14 protein-coding genes are annotated in these 15,563 nt (G+C 73.5%); 7 read left to right on the top strand and 7 right to left on the bottom strand.

The genetic code is table 11. The features are described 5' to 3' along the window. The first annotated feature begins 15 nt into the window (after positions 1 to 15). Genes ACZ4WV_RS11910 through ACZ4WV_RS11900 form a run of 3 tightly spaced genes read left to right on the top strand, consistent with a single transcriptional unit; the run spans position 16 to position 2,576 of the window. Positions 16 to 1,320 carry an adenosylmethionine--8-amino-7-oxononanoate transaminase gene (locus ACZ4WV_RS11910; protein ID WP_465745401.1) on the top strand — a complete coding sequence of 435 codons (1,305 nt, stop codon included), beginning with the start codon at positions 16 to 18 and terminating at the stop codon, positions 1,318 to 1,320. Beyond that, positions 1,317 to 2,075 (top strand): dethiobiotin synthase, encoded by a 759-nt coding sequence (gene bioD, locus ACZ4WV_RS11905; protein WP_465745399.1) that lies wholly within the window; start codon positions 1,317 to 1,319, stop codon positions 2,073 to 2,075. Before ACZ4WV_RS11910 ends, bioD begins: the two co-directional genes overlap by 4 nt. Positions 2,076 to 2,129: 54 nt before the next feature. After that, positions 2,130 to 2,576, top strand: a complete 447-nt coding sequence (locus ACZ4WV_RS11900; protein ID WP_465745397.1) for a hypothetical protein — start codon at positions 2,130 to 2,132, stop codon at positions 2,574 to 2,576. Between the two features lie 112 nt (positions 2,577 to 2,688). Here the strand turns inward: ACZ4WV_RS11900 and ACZ4WV_RS11895 are convergent, their stop codons facing one another. After that, positions 2,689 to 3,687, bottom strand: a complete 999-nt coding sequence (locus tag ACZ4WV_RS11895; RefSeq protein WP_465745395.1) for an ArsR/SmtB family transcription factor — start codon at positions 3,685 to 3,687, stop codon at positions 2,689 to 2,691. 384 nt (positions 3,688 to 4,071) lie between these two features. Here ACZ4WV_RS11895 and ACZ4WV_RS11890 point away from each other — a divergent pair, with 384 nt between their 5' ends. Then, positions 4,072 to 5,517 carry an aminopeptidase P family protein gene (locus ACZ4WV_RS11890; protein WP_465745393.1) on the top strand — a complete coding sequence of 482 codons (1,446 nt, stop codon included), beginning with the start codon at positions 4,072 to 4,074 and terminating at the stop codon, positions 5,515 to 5,517. A gap of 52 nt (positions 5,518 to 5,569) precedes the next feature. On the opposite strand, the gene ACZ4WV_RS11885 is transcribed toward ACZ4WV_RS11890, so the two are convergent. The 6 genes from ACZ4WV_RS11885 to paaK form a co-directional block, all read right to left on the bottom strand. Beyond that, entirely contained in the window at positions 5,570 to 6,025 is a 456-nt protein-coding gene (locus ACZ4WV_RS11885) for a GNAT family N-acetyltransferase (RefSeq protein ID WP_465745391.1), read from the bottom strand. A 58-nt stretch (positions 6,026 to 6,083) separates the two neighbouring features. Then, on the bottom strand, positions 6,084 to 6,755 hold the full coding sequence (locus tag ACZ4WV_RS11880; RefSeq protein WP_465745389.1) for a class I SAM-dependent methyltransferase: 672 nt from the start codon (positions 6,753 to 6,755) through the stop codon (positions 6,084 to 6,086). 30 nt (positions 6,756 to 6,785) lie between these two features. Beyond that, positions 6,786 to 8,054, bottom strand: coding sequence for a sugar ABC transporter permease (locus ACZ4WV_RS11875; RefSeq protein ID WP_465745601.1), 1,269 nt, complete (start codon positions 8,052 to 8,054; stop codon positions 6,786 to 6,788). A 68-nt stretch (positions 8,055 to 8,122) separates the two neighbouring features. Continuing rightward, the gene (locus ACZ4WV_RS11870) at positions 8,123 to 8,902 is read right to left on the bottom strand and encodes an ATP-binding cassette domain-containing protein (RefSeq protein WP_465745387.1); all 780 of its coding nucleotides are present in this window, start codon (positions 8,900 to 8,902) and stop codon (positions 8,123 to 8,125) included. A gap of 123 nt (positions 8,903 to 9,025) precedes the next feature. Beyond that, positions 9,026 to 10,168 (bottom strand): sugar ABC transporter substrate-binding protein, encoded by a 1,143-nt coding sequence (locus ACZ4WV_RS11865; RefSeq protein WP_465745385.1) that lies wholly within the window; start codon positions 10,166 to 10,168, stop codon positions 9,026 to 9,028. Between the two features lie 302 nt (positions 10,169 to 10,470). Beyond that, positions 10,471 to 11,805 (bottom strand): phenylacetate--CoA ligase PaaK, encoded by a 1,335-nt coding sequence (paaK, locus tag ACZ4WV_RS11860; protein ID WP_465745383.1) that lies wholly within the window; start codon positions 11,803 to 11,805, stop codon positions 10,471 to 10,473. A 301-nt stretch (positions 11,806 to 12,106) separates the two neighbouring features. Between paaK and ACZ4WV_RS11855 the strand changes: the two genes are divergently transcribed. The 3 genes from ACZ4WV_RS11855 (at position 12,107) to ACZ4WV_RS11845 (ending at position 15,477) form a co-directional block, all read left to right on the top strand. Continuing rightward, positions 12,107 to 13,651: a hypothetical protein gene (locus ACZ4WV_RS11855; RefSeq protein ID WP_465745382.1), complete on the top strand. Its 1,545-nt coding sequence runs from the start codon at positions 12,107 to 12,109 to the stop codon at positions 13,649 to 13,651. A 27-nt stretch (positions 13,652 to 13,678) separates the two neighbouring features. Further along, positions 13,679 to 13,954 carry a hypothetical protein gene (locus ACZ4WV_RS11850; protein WP_465745380.1) on the top strand — a complete coding sequence of 92 codons (276 nt, stop codon included), beginning with the start codon at positions 13,679 to 13,681 and terminating at the stop codon, positions 13,952 to 13,954. Between the two features lie 359 nt (positions 13,955 to 14,313). Continuing rightward, positions 14,314 to 15,477, top strand: a complete 1,164-nt coding sequence (locus ACZ4WV_RS11845) for an ROK family protein (RefSeq protein WP_465745378.1) — start codon at positions 14,314 to 14,316, stop codon at positions 15,475 to 15,477. The last annotated feature ends 86 nt before the right edge of the window (positions 15,478 to 15,563 follow it).

Here is a 15,563-nt window from a genome sequence, read left to right as displayed (position 1 = left end):
CGGAGAGACCTCACCATGTCCCAGCTGTCCCCGGACACGCTGCTCGCCCTGGACCGGGCCCACGTCTGGCACCCGTATGGGCCGATGCCCGGCACCGTCACCCCGTACGTGGTCGAGTCCGCCTCCGGCGTCCGACTGCGCCTGGCCGATCCGGTCGCGGGCGGCCGGCGCGAGTTGGTCGACGGCATGTCGTCCTGGTGGGCGGCGATCCACGGCTACCGGCACCCGGTCCTGGACGAGGCGGTGCGGGAGCAGCTGGGGCGGATGAGCCATGTGATGTTCGGCGGGCTCACCCACGAGCCCGCCGTCCGGCTGGCGGCGAAGCTGGTCGAGATCACCCCGGAGCCGCTCCAGCACGTCTTCCTCGCCGACTCGGGCTCGGTCGCCGTCGAGGTCGCGATGAAGATGTGCCTGCAGTACTGGCAGTCGACCGGCCGCCCCGGCAAGCGCCGCCTGCTCACCTGGCGCGGCGGCTACCACGGCGACACCTTCCATCCGATGTCGGTCTGCGACCCGGACGGCGGGATGCACCACCTGTGGGGCGGGGTGCTGCCCGGGCAGCTCTTCGCGCCGCAGCCGCCGGCCGGCTTCGACGCCCCGCTGGACCCGGCCTACGCCGCGCGGTTCGAGGAGTTGATGGCCGGGCACGCCGACGAGCTGGCGGCCGTGATCGTCGAACCGGTGGTCCAGGGCGCCGGCGGGATGCGGTTCCACTCCCCCGCGTACCTGCGGATGCTCCGCGAACTCTGCGACCGCTACAGCGTGTTGCTGGTCTTCGACGAGATCGCCACCGGCTTCGGCCGCAGCGGCGCCCTGTTCGCCGCCGACCACGCGGGCGTTTCCCCGGACGTGATGTGCCTGGGCAAGGCCCTCACCGGCGGCTACCTCACCCTCGCCGCCGCCCTGTGCACCGGCGAGATCGCCGCCGGCATCAGCCGCGGCGAGATGCCGGTGCTCGCCCACGGACCCACCTTCATGGGCAACCCGCTGGCCTGCGCGGTCGCCAACGCCTCGCTGGAGCTGCTGATCGGGCAGGACTGGGAGGTCCGGGTCAAGCGCATCGAGACCGGTCTGCGGGACGGCCTGGCAGCGGCCGCCGAGCTGCCGGGCGTACGGGACGTACGCGTCCAGGGAGCCATCGGCGTGGTGCAGTTGGACCACCCGGTGGACGTTCCGGCGGCGACCGAGGCGGCCGCCCGCGAGGGCGTCTGGCTGCGGCCCTTCCGGAACCTGATCTACACGATGCCCCCCTACGTGACGGAGGACGAGGACGTGGCACGGATCGCTGCCGCCGTGACCGCCGCGGCGGTGGCCGGATGAGCGCGCGCATCCTGTTCGTGACCGGCACCAACACCGACGTCGGCAAGACCGTCGCCACCGCGGCCCTCGCCTCGGCGGCCCTGCGGGGCGGCCGGAAGGTCGCCGTCCTCAAGCCCGGTCAGACCGGCGTCGCCCCGGACGAACCCGGCGACGCCGCCGAAGTCCGGCGCCTCGCGGGCGAGGTGACGGCCCGCGAGCTCGTCCGCTACCCCGAGCCGCTGGCCCCCGACACAGCAGCGCGGCGGGCCGGAATGCCGTACCTGTCCCCGGCCGAGGTGGTGACCGTGGTCACCGAGCTCGCCGCCACCCACGACCTGGTCCTGGTCGAAGGCGCGGGCGGCCTGCTGGTCCGCTACGACGACGAGGGCCGCACGCTCGCCGACCAGGCCCGGGCCGTCCGCGACGCCGGACTACCGGCCGAGGTGCTGCTCGTGGCGTCCGCCGGACTCGGCACCCTCAACATCGTCGCGCTCACCGCCGAGGCCCTCGCCGCCCGCGAACTCCCCCTCGCCGGCGTCGTCATCGGCTCCTGGCCGGCCGCCCCCGGCCTCGCCGAACGCTGCAACCTCGCCGACCTGCCGCGCTCCGCCGGCGCCCCGCTGCTCGGCGCGCTGCCGGAACGGGCCGGCGCCGCCGAGGACTTCGCCGCCCTCGCGGCCGCCTCCCTCGCCCCCGAGCTGGGCGGCAGCTGGAACGCGGAGCACTTCGCACACGTCCACCGGCCGGAACGGCCCCGGCTTCGCTCGATGGTGTGAAGCCGGGCCCTTAACCGCGCGTGGCGCGGCTACCGGCTCAATACCGTTGCCTCCATGACAGACGGGCTGACCGTGGACGAGGCCCTGCGGGCCTTGGCCGCCCTAGAGGCGGCGTGGAAGGACGACGACGAGGCGCTGTCCGCCCTTGCGGCGGGCAACGCCCAGGAGCGGCCGCTGCCGGCGCTGGTCGCCGCGTACGGCGAGCACGCGATGGACACGCTGATGGCCCTGGCCTTCGGCCTGCGGTCCAGCATGAGCGATGAGGAGATCGCCGAACTGTCGGACGCCGTCAGCGCCAACATCGGCGCACGGATGAGCGCCCTGCTCACCCAGACCCTCAAGGCCTGGGGCACCGTCGCCGCCCCGGACGACCTCAAGGTCACCAAGGTCATCGCCCACACCGTGATCGACGCCATGCGCGCCGTCACCGAGGACCCCAGCAAGACCGAAGTCCTCCCTCTGCTGGCCACCTTCCGCAACTACGCCCTCAACGACCACTGAGAGCGGACCATCCGCGCGGCCTTCACGCACCGGTCCCGGATCGTGGCGGCGGTGTCCGGGTCGCCCCGCGTCCGCCCCTGCCCGTTCCCGCGTCCGCCCGGACGACGCGGCACTACCCCGCCCGCGCGGCTCCCGGGTTGTCGAGCAGCAGGTCGTGCCCGACCTCGCTCAGGGCGTGCCGGACCTGCTTGCCCTGGCGCCGGGTGGTGATCAGCCCGGCGGCGCGCAGGGCGGCGGCGTGGGCGGAGGCGGAGGGCGGGGTGATGCCGAGCCGCTGGGCGAGTTCGGTGGTGGAGCAGGAGCTGCCGGCGATGGCGCGCAGGACCCGGGCCCTGGCGGGGCCGAGGGCGGCGGCGAGGCCGTCGGCGATCGGCGCCCGGGTCGGGGGCTCGGCGGCCGGCGTGCCGATGGGGTGCAGCAGCAGGCTCTGGCGGCCCGGTTCGGCCAGGAGGCTGATGCTCTGCTGGACGAAGTAGTTGGGCCGCAGCTCCAGGCCCCGGCCGCCCAGTTCGAAGGAGCCCTCCAGCTCGCCCAGCGTGCACTCCAGGACTCCCTCGTCCCGCCAGACCGCCTTCGGGTGGAGCGAGTTGAGCATCGCGCCGATCCCGGAGCGGGTGGCGGTGCGGGCCCGGGCGGCGATGTCGGCCTCCAGGGCGCGCCGGATGTCGGGCCAGTCCGAGGCGAGGCAGGACCGGAACAGTGCCCAGGCGCCGTCGCTGACCTCGCGCAGGCCCCGGGCGCCGTCGTCGCGCAACCGGGCGAGAGCGGTGGGGAGTTCGGCCCCCCTGCCGAACATCGCGACGTTCTCCTCGACGGCCTGCTGCGGGACGGAGAGCAGCGCGTCGAGCTCGTCGCTCAGCTGTCGGCGGACGGAGTCGAGGTCCGCCACCATGAAGTCCGGGACGCCGATCGGGCTAGCGTTGACCACGTCGAGGAAGCGCCTGGCCCGGTCGGGTACGTGGCGGCGGACGTCCCGCCACCAGCGGTCGCTGCGCGACCCGTTGCCGTGGTGCACGCCCAGCCGGGCCGAGCCGGCCAACAGGTGGTCGAGCGGCGAGATGACGAAGCGGGTGTTCGCAAGATCCGCGACCCCGAACCTCAGCGCGATCACAAATCTTCCTCCCTCTCCCCACAACCGGCCTGACCTGGCACGTTCTTGACTATTAGGCCCAGAGGCTAATGCATGGCCGTCCGGCCGCCGCGCTTGGCATGCTCCTCGGGTCGGCACGGCAACGGCCCGGTCCGGCCCCCACCACGAGGGGAGTGGGGGCCGGAGCACGACCCCCGGCCGGCTCTGCCGGCGACAGCCCGCGCCCCGCCCGGACCCCGCTTCGGACGGGCGGCGAGACACTCCGGACGGATTCCCCGGAGTCGTTCACGCTCGGTCTCTTCTCTCCGGACACCGTTCGGTATACGGTGCAAAACGTTTGTTACGCACCAGGCGGGTCAGCGTAGCGAAGCTCGTCGCTTTCACCAGCCACCAGGAGAGACGGCCATGTCCGAGCCCACCGAGACCACCGAGCCCATCAAGTACCGCAAGAACGGCCTGACCCGCGGGGTGACCGAGGAACTGGCCGAGAGCATGAAGCAGGGCTGGGCCGACACCGAGCGCCTCGACCTGGAGCCGATACCGCAGGCCGCCCACACCGCGCGCCGCCGCGCCGCGCTGTCCGCCGCCTTCCCCGGCGAGCTGCTGGTGGTCCCGTCCGGCAACCCCAAGGTGCGGGCCAACGACACCGACTACCCGTTCCGCCCGTCCTCCGACTACGTCTACCTGACCGGCGACCAGTCCCAGGACGGCGTCCTGGTGCTGGAGCCCACCGGGGCGAGCGGGCACCAGCCCGTGGTCTACCTGCGGGACCGCTCGCGGACCGACAACGGCGAGTTCTGGCTGGACACCCACGGCGAGCTGTGGGACGGCCGCCGCAACAGCCTCACCGAGAGCGAACAGCTGCTCGGCCTGCCCTGCCGGGACGTGCGCACGGTGCGCGCCGACCTGGCGGCGGCCACCGCCCCGGTACGGGTGCTGCGCGGCCACGACACCGGGGTGGAGACGGCCCTCCAGGGCCGTACGGACGCCCGGCGGGACGCGGACTTCGAGGTCTTCCTGTCCGGAATGCGCCTGGTGAAGGACGAGTTCGAGATCGCCGAGCTGCGCTTCGCCTGCGACGCGACCGCCCGCGGCTTCGAGGACGTGGTGCGCGTCCTCGGCACCGACACCGCGACGCCGGAGCGGCTGATCGAGGGCACCTTCTTCGTCCGGGCCCGACTGGAGGGCAACGACGTCGGCTACAGCAGCATCGCCGCCGCCGGACCGCACGCCACCACCCTGCACTGGGTGCGCAACGACGGCCGGGCCGAGCCCGGCGACCTGCTGCTGCTCGACGCGGGCGTGGAGACCAACGAGCTCTACACCGCCGACGTGACCCGCACCCTGCCGGTCTCCGGCCGCTTCACCGATCTGCAGCGCAAGGTCTACGACGCGGTGTACGCGGCGCAGGAGGCGGGCATCGCGGCGGTGCGGCCCGGCGCCGACTTCCGCGACTTCCACCACGCCGCCCAGCGCGAGCTCGCCGAACACCTCACCGCCTGGGGCCTGTTCGGCGACCTCACCGCCGACAAGGTGTACGAGCTGGGCCTGCACCGCCGCTTCAGCCTGGCGGGCACGGGCCACATGCTCGGCATCGACGTCCACGACTGCGCCCACTCGCGCACCGAGGAGCACGTCGACGGCAAGCTGCTGCCGGGCATGGTGCTCACCGTCGAGCCGGGCCTCTACTTCCAGCCCAACGACCTGACGGTGCCGGAGGAGTACCGGGGCATCGGGGTGCGGATCGAGGACGACATCCTGGTCACCGAGGACGGCAACGAGAACCTCTCCGCGGCCCTGCCCCGCCGCTCCGACGAGGTCGAGGCCTGGCTGGCCCGCCTGCGCGGCTGACCGCACCCGCGGGTGCGGGTGGCGGCCGGCGGCACTCGGTGCGGCCGCTGGGTCAGGCCGGCAGTGGCTTGACCCAGCGGCTCCACTGCGGTTCGGGCCGGTAACCGGCGGACTGCCAGGTGTGGTGGCCGAGGGTGTTGGCGTCCAGCACCATGGCGTCGGCCCGGCGGCCGCCGAGCGTGGTGAAGCGGTGCTCGGCGGCTGCCAGCAGTGCGGCACCGATGCCCTGGCGGCGGTGTTCGGGGTCGACGGCGAGGCGGTAGAGGTGGCAGCGCCAGCCGTCCCAGCCGGCGATGACGGTGCCGATGGGGGTGGCCGGGTCGTCGGCGGGGGTGGCGACGATCAGGCAGTCCGGGTCCCGGGCGAGCAGTGCCGCCAGGCCCGCCTCGTCGTCGGTGATGCTGGTGCCCTTGGCGGCCCGTTCCCAGAGGGCGAGCAGGGCGGGGATCTCGGCGGCGGTGGCGGTGCGCAGCGCGATGCCTGCGGGGGCCGCGGTCTGTTCGGTCATGGGGGCCTGTCTAGCAGGCGGTTCCGTCGCGCCGCACGGATTTCCGGGTCGTGGACGGTCAGCCGAGGCGCCACACCGTGGTGGTCTTGACTTCGGTGTCCTCCAGGTCCGCCACCACGGGCACCTGGTACGCCGCGACGGCCGTGAACCGGTCCCTCGGCAGGTAGGCCCGGCCCGGGTCGCCGACGATCACGGTGGCGCCGCGGGCGGCGGCCCGTTCGAGGAACGGGAGGAAGCGGGCGGCCATGGCCCGTTCGTAGAAGACGTCCCCGGCGAGGACCACCTCGGCCGGTGCGCCGTCGCCGTCCACCAGGTCCACCAGCGCGCCGTCCACCCGGACGCCGTTGGCTTCCGCGTTCAGTCCGATCGCGGTCACCGCGTAGGCGTCGATCTCGGCCGCCCGGACGGACGCGGCGCCGCGCAGCGCGGCCGCCACGCCGACCAGTCCGGATCCGGCCGCGATGTCCAGGACGGACCGTCCGGCGACCAGGTCGGGGTGGTCGAGGACGTAGCGGGCGACCGCCACTCCGCCGGCCCAGGCGAACGCCCAGAACGGCGGCGGCAGTCCGGCCCGGCCCCGCTCGCGTTCGGTGGTCTCCCACAGGGCGATCGCGTCCTGGGCCATGTGCAGGCGGATCTCGGGCAGGAAGGGGACGGGCCCGAGCTCGGTCTCCCGCCGGATGAGGGCGAGGTCGGCGTCCGCCTGATGGGTTCGCAGCTCAATCGGCATGCCCGCAGCATAGGGCCATCGCGGGGGACCTCACGCCCGGCCGGCGGCCTTCTGGGTGCGGCGGGCGAGCGAGTCGACCACGACGGCGGCCAGCAGCACCGCGCCGGTGATCATGAACTGGATCGCGTTGCTCAGGCCCTCGATGTTCATTCCGGACTGGATCGAGCCGATCACCAGCGCGCCGAGCAGCGCCGACCAGGTCTTGCCGCGCCCGCCGAAGAGGCTGGTGCCGCCGATGACGGCCGCCGCGATGGCGTTCATCAGCAGGTTGCCGCCGCCGGACGTCTGGCTGGCGGACTGGATCTGCGCGGCCAGGAACAGGCCGCCGATGGCCGCCATGGTGGAGCAGATGGTGAAGACGCTGATCCGGATCCAGGCCACGTTGATGCCGGCCCGGCGGGCGCCCTCGATGTTGCCGCCGAGCGCGAACACCTGCCGGCCGTACGCGGTGCGGCGCAGCACCCAGTCCAGCACCACGATGAAGATCAGGAAGACCAGGAGGGCGAGCGGCAGGCCCTTGTACTGGTTGAGCGTGTAGGCGGCCAGGAAGGCGATGATCGCCAGCAGCACGGTGCGCAGCACGACGTCGGTGACCGGCCGGTACGGCACGCCCGCGGCCCGGCGCCGGCGGGCGTCGATGAGTGAGGCGCCCAGGAACAGCAGCACGCCCACCAGCGCGGTGACGTAGGCGGCGGCCTGCTGGCCGTAGATGGTGCTGTAGAGCCTGGAGACGATGTCCGTGCCCGAGAGGTTGACCGTGCCGCTGGCGCCGAGCACTTGGAGCATCAGGCCGTTCCAGCCGAGGTTTCCGGCCAGGGTCACCACGAACGCCGGGACGCCGACCTTGGCGAAGAAGATGCCGTGGATGGCACCGACGATCGCACCGCCGGCGATGGCGGTGATCAGCGCGACCCACTGGTTGACGCCGTTGCTCACGTTGAGGACGGCGAAGATCGCCGCGCACAGGCCGCTGACCGAGCCCACCGAGAGGTCGATCTCGCCGAGCAGCAGCACGAAGACCACGCCGATCGCGATCATGCCGGTCCCGACGATCTGCTGGGACAGGTTGGAGAGGTTCTGGGCGGACAGGAAGCTGCTGTTCAGGCTGCCGAACACCGCCCAGATCACGATCAGGGCCAGCACCACGGGCAGCGAGCCGAGTTCGCCGCTGCTCGTCCGGCGCCGGAACTCGCCCAGGTAGCCCTTGACGCCTTCCTGGCGCACGATCAGGCGCGGGTCGACGGCGGGCGTGGCCTCCGGTGCCACCGGCACGGGCGCGTTGACCCCGCCCGTGGGCATGCTCTCCTCGGGCAGCCGGCGGTGGCGCTCGGGTTCGCCACCGGGGGCGCCCCCGGGGATGTTCTCGCTCACTGGGAATCCTCCTGGCCACGGGCCTTGCGACGGGTCACGGCGTTGTCCGTGGCGCCGGTGATGGCCGAGATGATCTCTTCCTGGTTGGTGTAGCGCTTGTCGAAGACGCCGTTGTTGCGGCCGAGGCGCAGCACCGCGACGGTGTCCGCGACGGCCATCACGTCCGCCATGTTGTGGCTGATGAGGATCACGCCGTGGTCCTGCTCGCGCAGCCGCTCGACCAGGTCGAGCACCTGGGCGGTCTGCTCGACGCCGAGGGCCGCGGTCGGCTCGTCCAGCATCACGACCTTGGGCGAGCCGATCAGCGCGCGGGCGATCGCGACGACCTGGCGCTGGCCGCCGGAGAGCGAGGCGACCGGGATGCGCACGCTGGGGATGCGGATGGAGAGGGTGTCCAGCAGCGTCCGGGAGCGCTTCTCCATGGCGACTTCGTCGAGGACGCCGAAGCGCCGGATCTCGCGGCCCAGGAAGAGGTTCCCGACCACGTCGAGGTTGTCGCACAGCGCGAGGTCCTGGTAGACCGTGGCGATGCCCAACTGCTGGGCGTCCTGGGGGCGGTGGATGGTCACCGGCCTGCCCTGCCACTCGATGACGCCTTCGTCGGGCTGGTGCACCCCGGCGATCGCCTTGACCAGGGTGGACTTGCCGGCGCCGTTGTCGCCGACCAGGGCCAGCACCTCGCCGGCGTGCACCTCCAGTTCGATGCCGGTGAGCGCCTGGACGGCGCCGAACCGTTTGGAGACCCCGCGCAGGGCCAGTACGGTCTCACCTGCCACAGTGACCAACTCCCTTGCCCCGCCTCCGTCGTGGAGGCGGGGCCACTCGTCTCGGGGTGCCGCGGGACCGGGGCGTGCCCGGCGGTGCGCGCCGGGCACGCGGCGCGAACCGCCGGAGCCGTCCTACTGGAGGCCGACGTTCTTGCAGGCGGCGGCGTAGTCCGGCGTGCAGATCTGCTCGACGGTGTAGAGGCCGTCCTGGACCACGGTGGTCTTGATGTTGTCCTTGTTGACGACGATCGGGGTGATCAGGTCGGCCGGCACCTTGTTGCCGCTGCCGTTGGTCACGGACGTCGGAGCGAGGTTGCCGAGCGGCTTGCCGGCGGCCAGCGCGACGGCCATCTGGGCGGCGGCGTCGGTCTCCGGCTTGAACGGCTTGTAGATCGTCATGGTCTGGGTGCCGGCCACGATTCGCTGGATGCCGTCGAGTTGGGCGTCCTGGCCGGTGAGCGGGACGCTCAGGCCGGCCGCCTTCAGAGCGGTCGCGACACCGGCGGCCATGCCGTCGTTGGCGGAGTAGGCGCCGACCACGTTGCTCCCGCCGATCGCGGTGATCGCGGCGGCGGCCTCCTGGTTGGCCGTGTTCGGGTCCCACTGCGGGGTGTCGTACTCCTTGCCGACCTTCAGCTTGCCGTCGATCGCGCTGTGCGCACCGGCCTTGAAGTCGGCCGCGTTGGGGTCGGTGGGCGAGCCGTTGATCATGAAGATCTGACCGGAGCCGGCCTTGCCGCCCACCGCGGACACCAGGGCCTGTCCCTGGAGTTCGCCGACCTTGTGGTTGTCGAAGGAGACATACGCGTCGGCCGGGCCCTGGGCCAGGCGGTCGTAGGCGACGACCTTGACGCCCGCGGCGTGGGCCTTCTGGACGGAGGACTGGATCGACTTGGCGTCCACCGCGTCCAGGATCAGCACCTTGTCGCCCTTGGTCAGGGCGGTGTCCACCTGGGTCTGCTGGAGGGTCGCGTCCTGGTTGGCGTTGTAGTAGTCGATCTGGGCGTCCGGGGCCAGCTGCTTGATCCTCTGCTCGATCAGCGGCCGGTCGAACTGCTCGTAGCGGGTCGTCTTGCTCTCCGGCAGCAGCAGGCCGATCCGCACGGCCCCCAGGGCGACCGTGCCGCTCGCGCTCCCGCCCGCGCCGCCCCCGGCGCTCGCGCCGCCGGACGAACCGCCAGAGGACGACTGCTTGGCGCTGCCGCAGGACGCCGCGCCCAGGCCGAGGGAAACCACTGCCGCGACCGCGAGGACGCGGCGAAGCCCGTTGCTCATGAGGATGCCTCTCCGGTTGAGTCCACCCCCTCTCCTCAGAGTCTGGGAACCTCCGGGCCGGACCACGATCCGGATGCGCCGAACGGGCGCGGTTGGACGCCCCAGCGGGTGACCGTCTACATTGCTGTAGACGTCGGAGGCGCACGGCCTCACCCCCCGGACAGCCGTGCGCCCCCGACGACCCGTCGGCTCGGCGCGCGCCCGGGCCCGTTCAGCGGCCCGCCCCCGGCTCCGCTCAGCGCACCCGCTCGGCGCACCCGTTCAGCGCGCCGTTGAGTGCCGAGCCGTCGGCCGGGCGCCGGCTACCGCCGTTCGTCGATCACCCGCTTGATCTTCCCGACCGAGCGCTCCAGCGTGTACGGCTCCACCACCTCGGCCGCGACCGTCACCCCCACGCCGTCCTTCACCGCCCGGACGATCGCCTCCCGCGCCGCCTCCCGCTGCTCGGCGGGAGCTTCCGGGCGCGCCTCGACGCGCACCGTGAGGTGGTCCAGCCGCCCCTGCCGGGTCAGCCGCAGCTGGAAGTGCGGCGCGACGCCCGGGGTGCGGAGCAGGATCTCCTCGATCTGGGTCGGGAAGAGGTTCACCCCGCGCAGGATGATCATGTCGTCACTGCGTCCGGTGACCTTCTCCATCCGCCGGAAGGACGGCCGCGCGGTGCCGGGAAGCAGCCGGCTGAGGTCGCGGGTCCGGTAGCGGACGACCGGCAGGGCCTCCTTGGTCAGCGAGGTGAAGACCAGTTCGCCGCCCTCCCCCTCCGGCAGCACCAGGTCGGTGAACGGGTCGACCACCTCGGGGTAGAAGTGGTCCTCCCAGACGTGCAGCCCGTCCTTGGTCTCCACGCACTCCTGGGCGATGCCGGGGCCCACCACCTCGGAGAGGCCGTAGATGTCGACGGCGTGCAGGTCGAGCCGGTCCTCGATCTCGCGCCGCATCTCCTCCGTCCAGGGCTCGGCACCGAAGATGCCCACCTTCAGCGAGCTGGCGCGCGGGTCGAGGCCCTGCTTCTCGAACTCGTCCAGCAGGGTCAGCAGGTAGGAGGGGGTGACCATGATGATCTCGGGCCGGAAGTCCTGGATCAGCTGGACCTGCCGGGCGGTCATGCCGCCGGAGGCCGGGATGACGGTGCAGCCGGCCCGCTCGGCTCCGTAGTGCGCGCCGAGGCCCCCGGTGAACAACCCGTAGCCGTAGGCGATGTGCACCTTGTGGCCGGGGCGGCCGCCGGCCGCGCGGATCGAGCGGGCGACGACGTCGGCCCACATGGACAGGTCGTTCTCGGTGTAGCCGACGACGGTCGGGCGGCCGGTGGTGCCGCTGGAGGCGTGGATCCGGCGGACCCGCTCCATCGGGACGGCGAACATGCCGAAGGGGTAGCCCTCGCGCAGGTCGGCCTTGGTGGTGAAGGGGAAGCGGGCGAGGTCGTCCAGGCTGCGGCAGTCCTCGGGGCGCACGCCGGCCGCGTCGAACTTGCGGCGGTAGAGCTCGACGTTGTCGTAGGCGTGCCGCAGGGTGGCGCGGAGCCGGTCGAGCTGGTGGGCGCGTAGTTCGTCGACGCCCATCCGCTCCCCGGCGTCCAGGAGTGCGGGCTCGATCGGCTCCCCCAGGCGTCGGCGCGGTGCGGGTGCGCTGCCGGTCATCGTCGCTCCTTCGCAGGTCGGCCGATTCAGGGAGCCCGACCGATCGTTCGGTCCGGGGAAACCCAGGCCAAGTAATCCAGCACCCGGAGCGCCTGTCAAGAGATCGCACCGGAGGCCCGGAATGCGCGGTTCCGAGGCTTTCGCGCTGTTCCCGCTCCACCCGCCCGGCCGAGCGACCGCCCGCCCGCTTGGCTGGCCGATATGAAAATCATTACGGAATTTTGACCCGTGGGCCTCCGCTTCCGGTCCGGACGCATGGTTCAGTAGTGCGGCTTCTCCCCCGCACCCCGGAGTGATCACCTTGGCCTCGACTCCCGCGCTGGTCAGCGCGCTGCGCGAGCTCGGCGACCGGCCCGCCGTCGTCGCCGACGGGCGCACGGTCAGCGGCACGGGCCTGCTGCTCGGCGTCTCCCCGCCGGGCGGCCTGCCCCGGGCCCTCGCCGAACGCGTCGCCGAGCACGCCGCGCTGCCGCCCTCCGCCGCCCGGGCCGCCGAACAGCGGCTCCGGCACTGGGCGGGAGTCCTCGGCCCCCAGCCGATCCGGCACACCCTGCTGCACCCCGGCACCGACCTCGTCCTCGAACTCGCCCTGGCCACCCTGCTGGCCGGCGGCACCGTGCACTGCGCCGACCCCGACCAGCCGCCCGACGAACTCCTCGCCGCCCTCGCCGCCAACGGCACCACCCACCTCAGCCTGCCCTCCGAGCTGCTCTGGCGGCTCAGCCGGCAGCCCGGCCTCGCCGACCACGACCTCAGCGCGTTGCGGCTCGTCCTGCACGTCGGCCCCGAGCCCCGCCAGGACGACGTGTACGCCGCCGTGGAGGCGCTCGGCGCCGTCCTCGCCCACGTCCGCGCCCCGCGCAGCCAGGCCGAGGCCGCCGACCGCCGGCTGCGCGCCGACGCGCGGGCCGCCACCGCCGCCGCCTGGAAGTACAGCATCGGCATCACCGCCGAACAGGTCACCGAGTTCGGCGCCCACCTCGACCGGGCCGTCCTCACCGCGCTCCTGCACACCCTCCAGCGGGCCGGCGTGCTCACCGACCCCGCCCGCGGCTGCTCCGAGCCCGAGATCCTCGCCACCGCCCTGGTCGTCCCCGCCCAGCGCCCCCGGGTCGGCCGCTGGCTGGACGCCCTCGCCCGGCACGGCCTGATCACCCACCAGGACGGCGGAGCCCAGGGCCCGGTCTTCCACGGCGCACCCGAACTCACCACCGCCGACGTCCGCGACGCCTGGCGCCCGGCCATCGAGACCTGGGCCGACGGGCTCGGCCCGGCCGCCGTCCTGGACCGGACGCGGCGCGCCGCGCTGCGACTGCTCCGGCTGATCACCGGCGAGGAGCCGCCCCGCCCGGCCACCGCACCGGTCCGCTGGGCCGCCTCGCGCGGCTACCTCGGCGCCGCCGTCGGCGCACTGGTGCGCGGCACCGCCGAAGCCCACGACGGGCCGCTACCCCTGCGGGTGCTCGAACTCGACCGCGACGGCGCCGAGACCACCGTCGCCCGCGCCCTGGCCGCCCGTCCCCGGCCGAACGCCGAACACCACCTCACCCCCGACGGCGGCCGCTACGACGTCGTGGTCGCGACCGCGACCGGACGGCCGGAGGAGGAGGCCGCGGCGCTCGTCGGCCTGCTCGCGCCCGGCGGCCGGCTGCTGCTGCTCGCGCCCACCGACGAACAGCTCGACCTGCTGATCACCGGCGACGCCCGCGGCCTGCCCGCCCGCCCGGCCGAGCACTGGCGGGCCGCCCTCACCGCGGCCGGCTGCCCGACCGTGCTCACCCTGCCGGAGGACGGCCACCCGATGGCCCTGCTGGGGCAGCGGCTGTTCGCCGCCCGGGTGGACTGACGGCCGGCCACGGCTACGATCGGGCCCATGGCCGCTTCCGTGCGCTCCATCCGCTCCCGGGCCTCCCTGGGCTCGATCGCCTCCATCGGCTCCATCGGCTCGCTGCTGTCCATTGGCTCGGTCGGCTCCGTGCTCTCCGTCGGGTCGGTCGGCAGCGTGCTGTCGATCGGCTCGGCCGGCTCGGTGTTCAGCGCCCTCTCGGCGTGCTCCTGGCTGAGCGTCGGCTCGCTGCTGTCGGTCCGCGCCCGCTGGTCGGTGCGCGGACGGCGCCCGGGCGGCGCCGGGGCGCCGTGCCGTCCGTGACGGGCCGGTGAGGCCCGGAGCCCGTACGCGGGGCGCGTGCGGACCGCCGTCCGTGACCGGCCCGTGAGGGCGCGGGGCGCGTGCGGACGCCCGTCCGTGACCGGCCCGTGAAGCCCGGATCACGCGTCACCACCCGGTCCGTACCATTTCGATACCGAAGCCCGGATGAGCTGCGGGAATCCTCGCCGAGCGGGGCCGTGCCCGGGTAGGCTCCGGCATGTCCTCCGGGCCCTCCCGCGGGCGGCCGCCGCGCCGCCCGTGCCGCGTTCCGGGGGCACGACCCCGCGGGCCATTCGGTGGGCTCCGCGCACTCGACACCGCGCGCCAGGGCAGTCGCGCGAACGGCGAAGGGCATCGCATTGGCGGATCGGCTCACCGGAGGAGACTCCTCGCTGCTGCGGCGGATCAACGCGGCGGTCACGCTTCGGGCGCTGCGGGCCGGCCACTCCGTGACCCTCACTCAGCTCGTCGGTGAGACCGGCCTCTCCCGGCCGACCGTCGAAGGCGTCATCGAGGGGCTGGTCGAGACCGGACTGGTGGCCGAGGTCGAACAGCCCCGGGAAGAGGGCCAGCCGGGCACCGGCCGCCGCGGCCGCCCGGCCCGCTGGTTCCGCTTCCGCGCCGAGGCCGGGCACATCCTCGGCATCGAGGTCGGTGTGCACGACATCCGGGTCATCCTGGCCGACCTCGCCGGCGAGGTGGTGGGCAGTCACTTCAAGCCGGTCGACGAGACCCTCGACGCCGAGGACCGGCTCGCCGCCGTCCGCACCGCCGTCGCCGAGGTGCTGCGCAAGGCCGGCGTCTCCCGGGACAACCTGTGGGCCGTCGGCATCGGCACCCCCGGCATCGTGGACCGCGAGGGCACGATCCGGCTCGGCACGGCGATGCCCGGCTGGACCGGCCTGGACCTCGGCGCCCGGCTGCGCCGCTCCTTCCGCTGCCCCGTCCTGATCGAGAACGACGCCAACCTCGCCGCCATCGCCGAGCACTGGCAGGGCTCGGCCGTCGGCGCCGACGACGTGGTCTTCGTGATGGCGGGTCTGAGCCCCGGCGCCGGCTCGCTGATCAACGGCAAGCTGCACCGCGGCTACGGCGGCGCGGCCGGCGAGATCGGCGCCCTGCACCTGCTCGGCCAGGAGGTCACCCCGGAGCGGCTGCTCTCCACCACCGGCAAGCCGCTCAACCCGCTGGACGAGGCGGCGGTCGCCCGCGTGCTGCGGCTGGCCAGGGAGGGCGACGAGGTGGCCAAGGTCGCCATGGACCGCTTCCTCACCCGCCTGGTGCAGGGCGTCGCGGCGCTGGTGCTGGCCATCGACCCGCAGCTGGTGGTGATCGGCGGCTGGGCGGCCGGGCTGGACGGCGTGCTGGAGCCGCTGCGCGAGCGGCTGGCCCAGTTCACCCTGCGCGCCCCGGAGGTGGCGCTGGCGGCGCTGGGCTCGGAGGTCGTCGCGATGGGAGCCCTGCGGGTCGCCCTGGACCACGTCGAGGACCAGCTCTTCGCCGTCGACCCGCCCCGGATCTGACCGGCGGGCGGAGCCCGTCTGCGCCCGCCGCCCCTTCCGCCCTCCCTTCTCAACGGCACCGGCCCGGACGTCACATGGACGTCCGG

It is taken from the genome of Kitasatospora sp. NPDC029312 (assembly GCF_055569215.1).
Note: the sequence above shows the minus strand (reverse complement) of the source record. Positions and strands in the feature narration are given on the sequence as shown.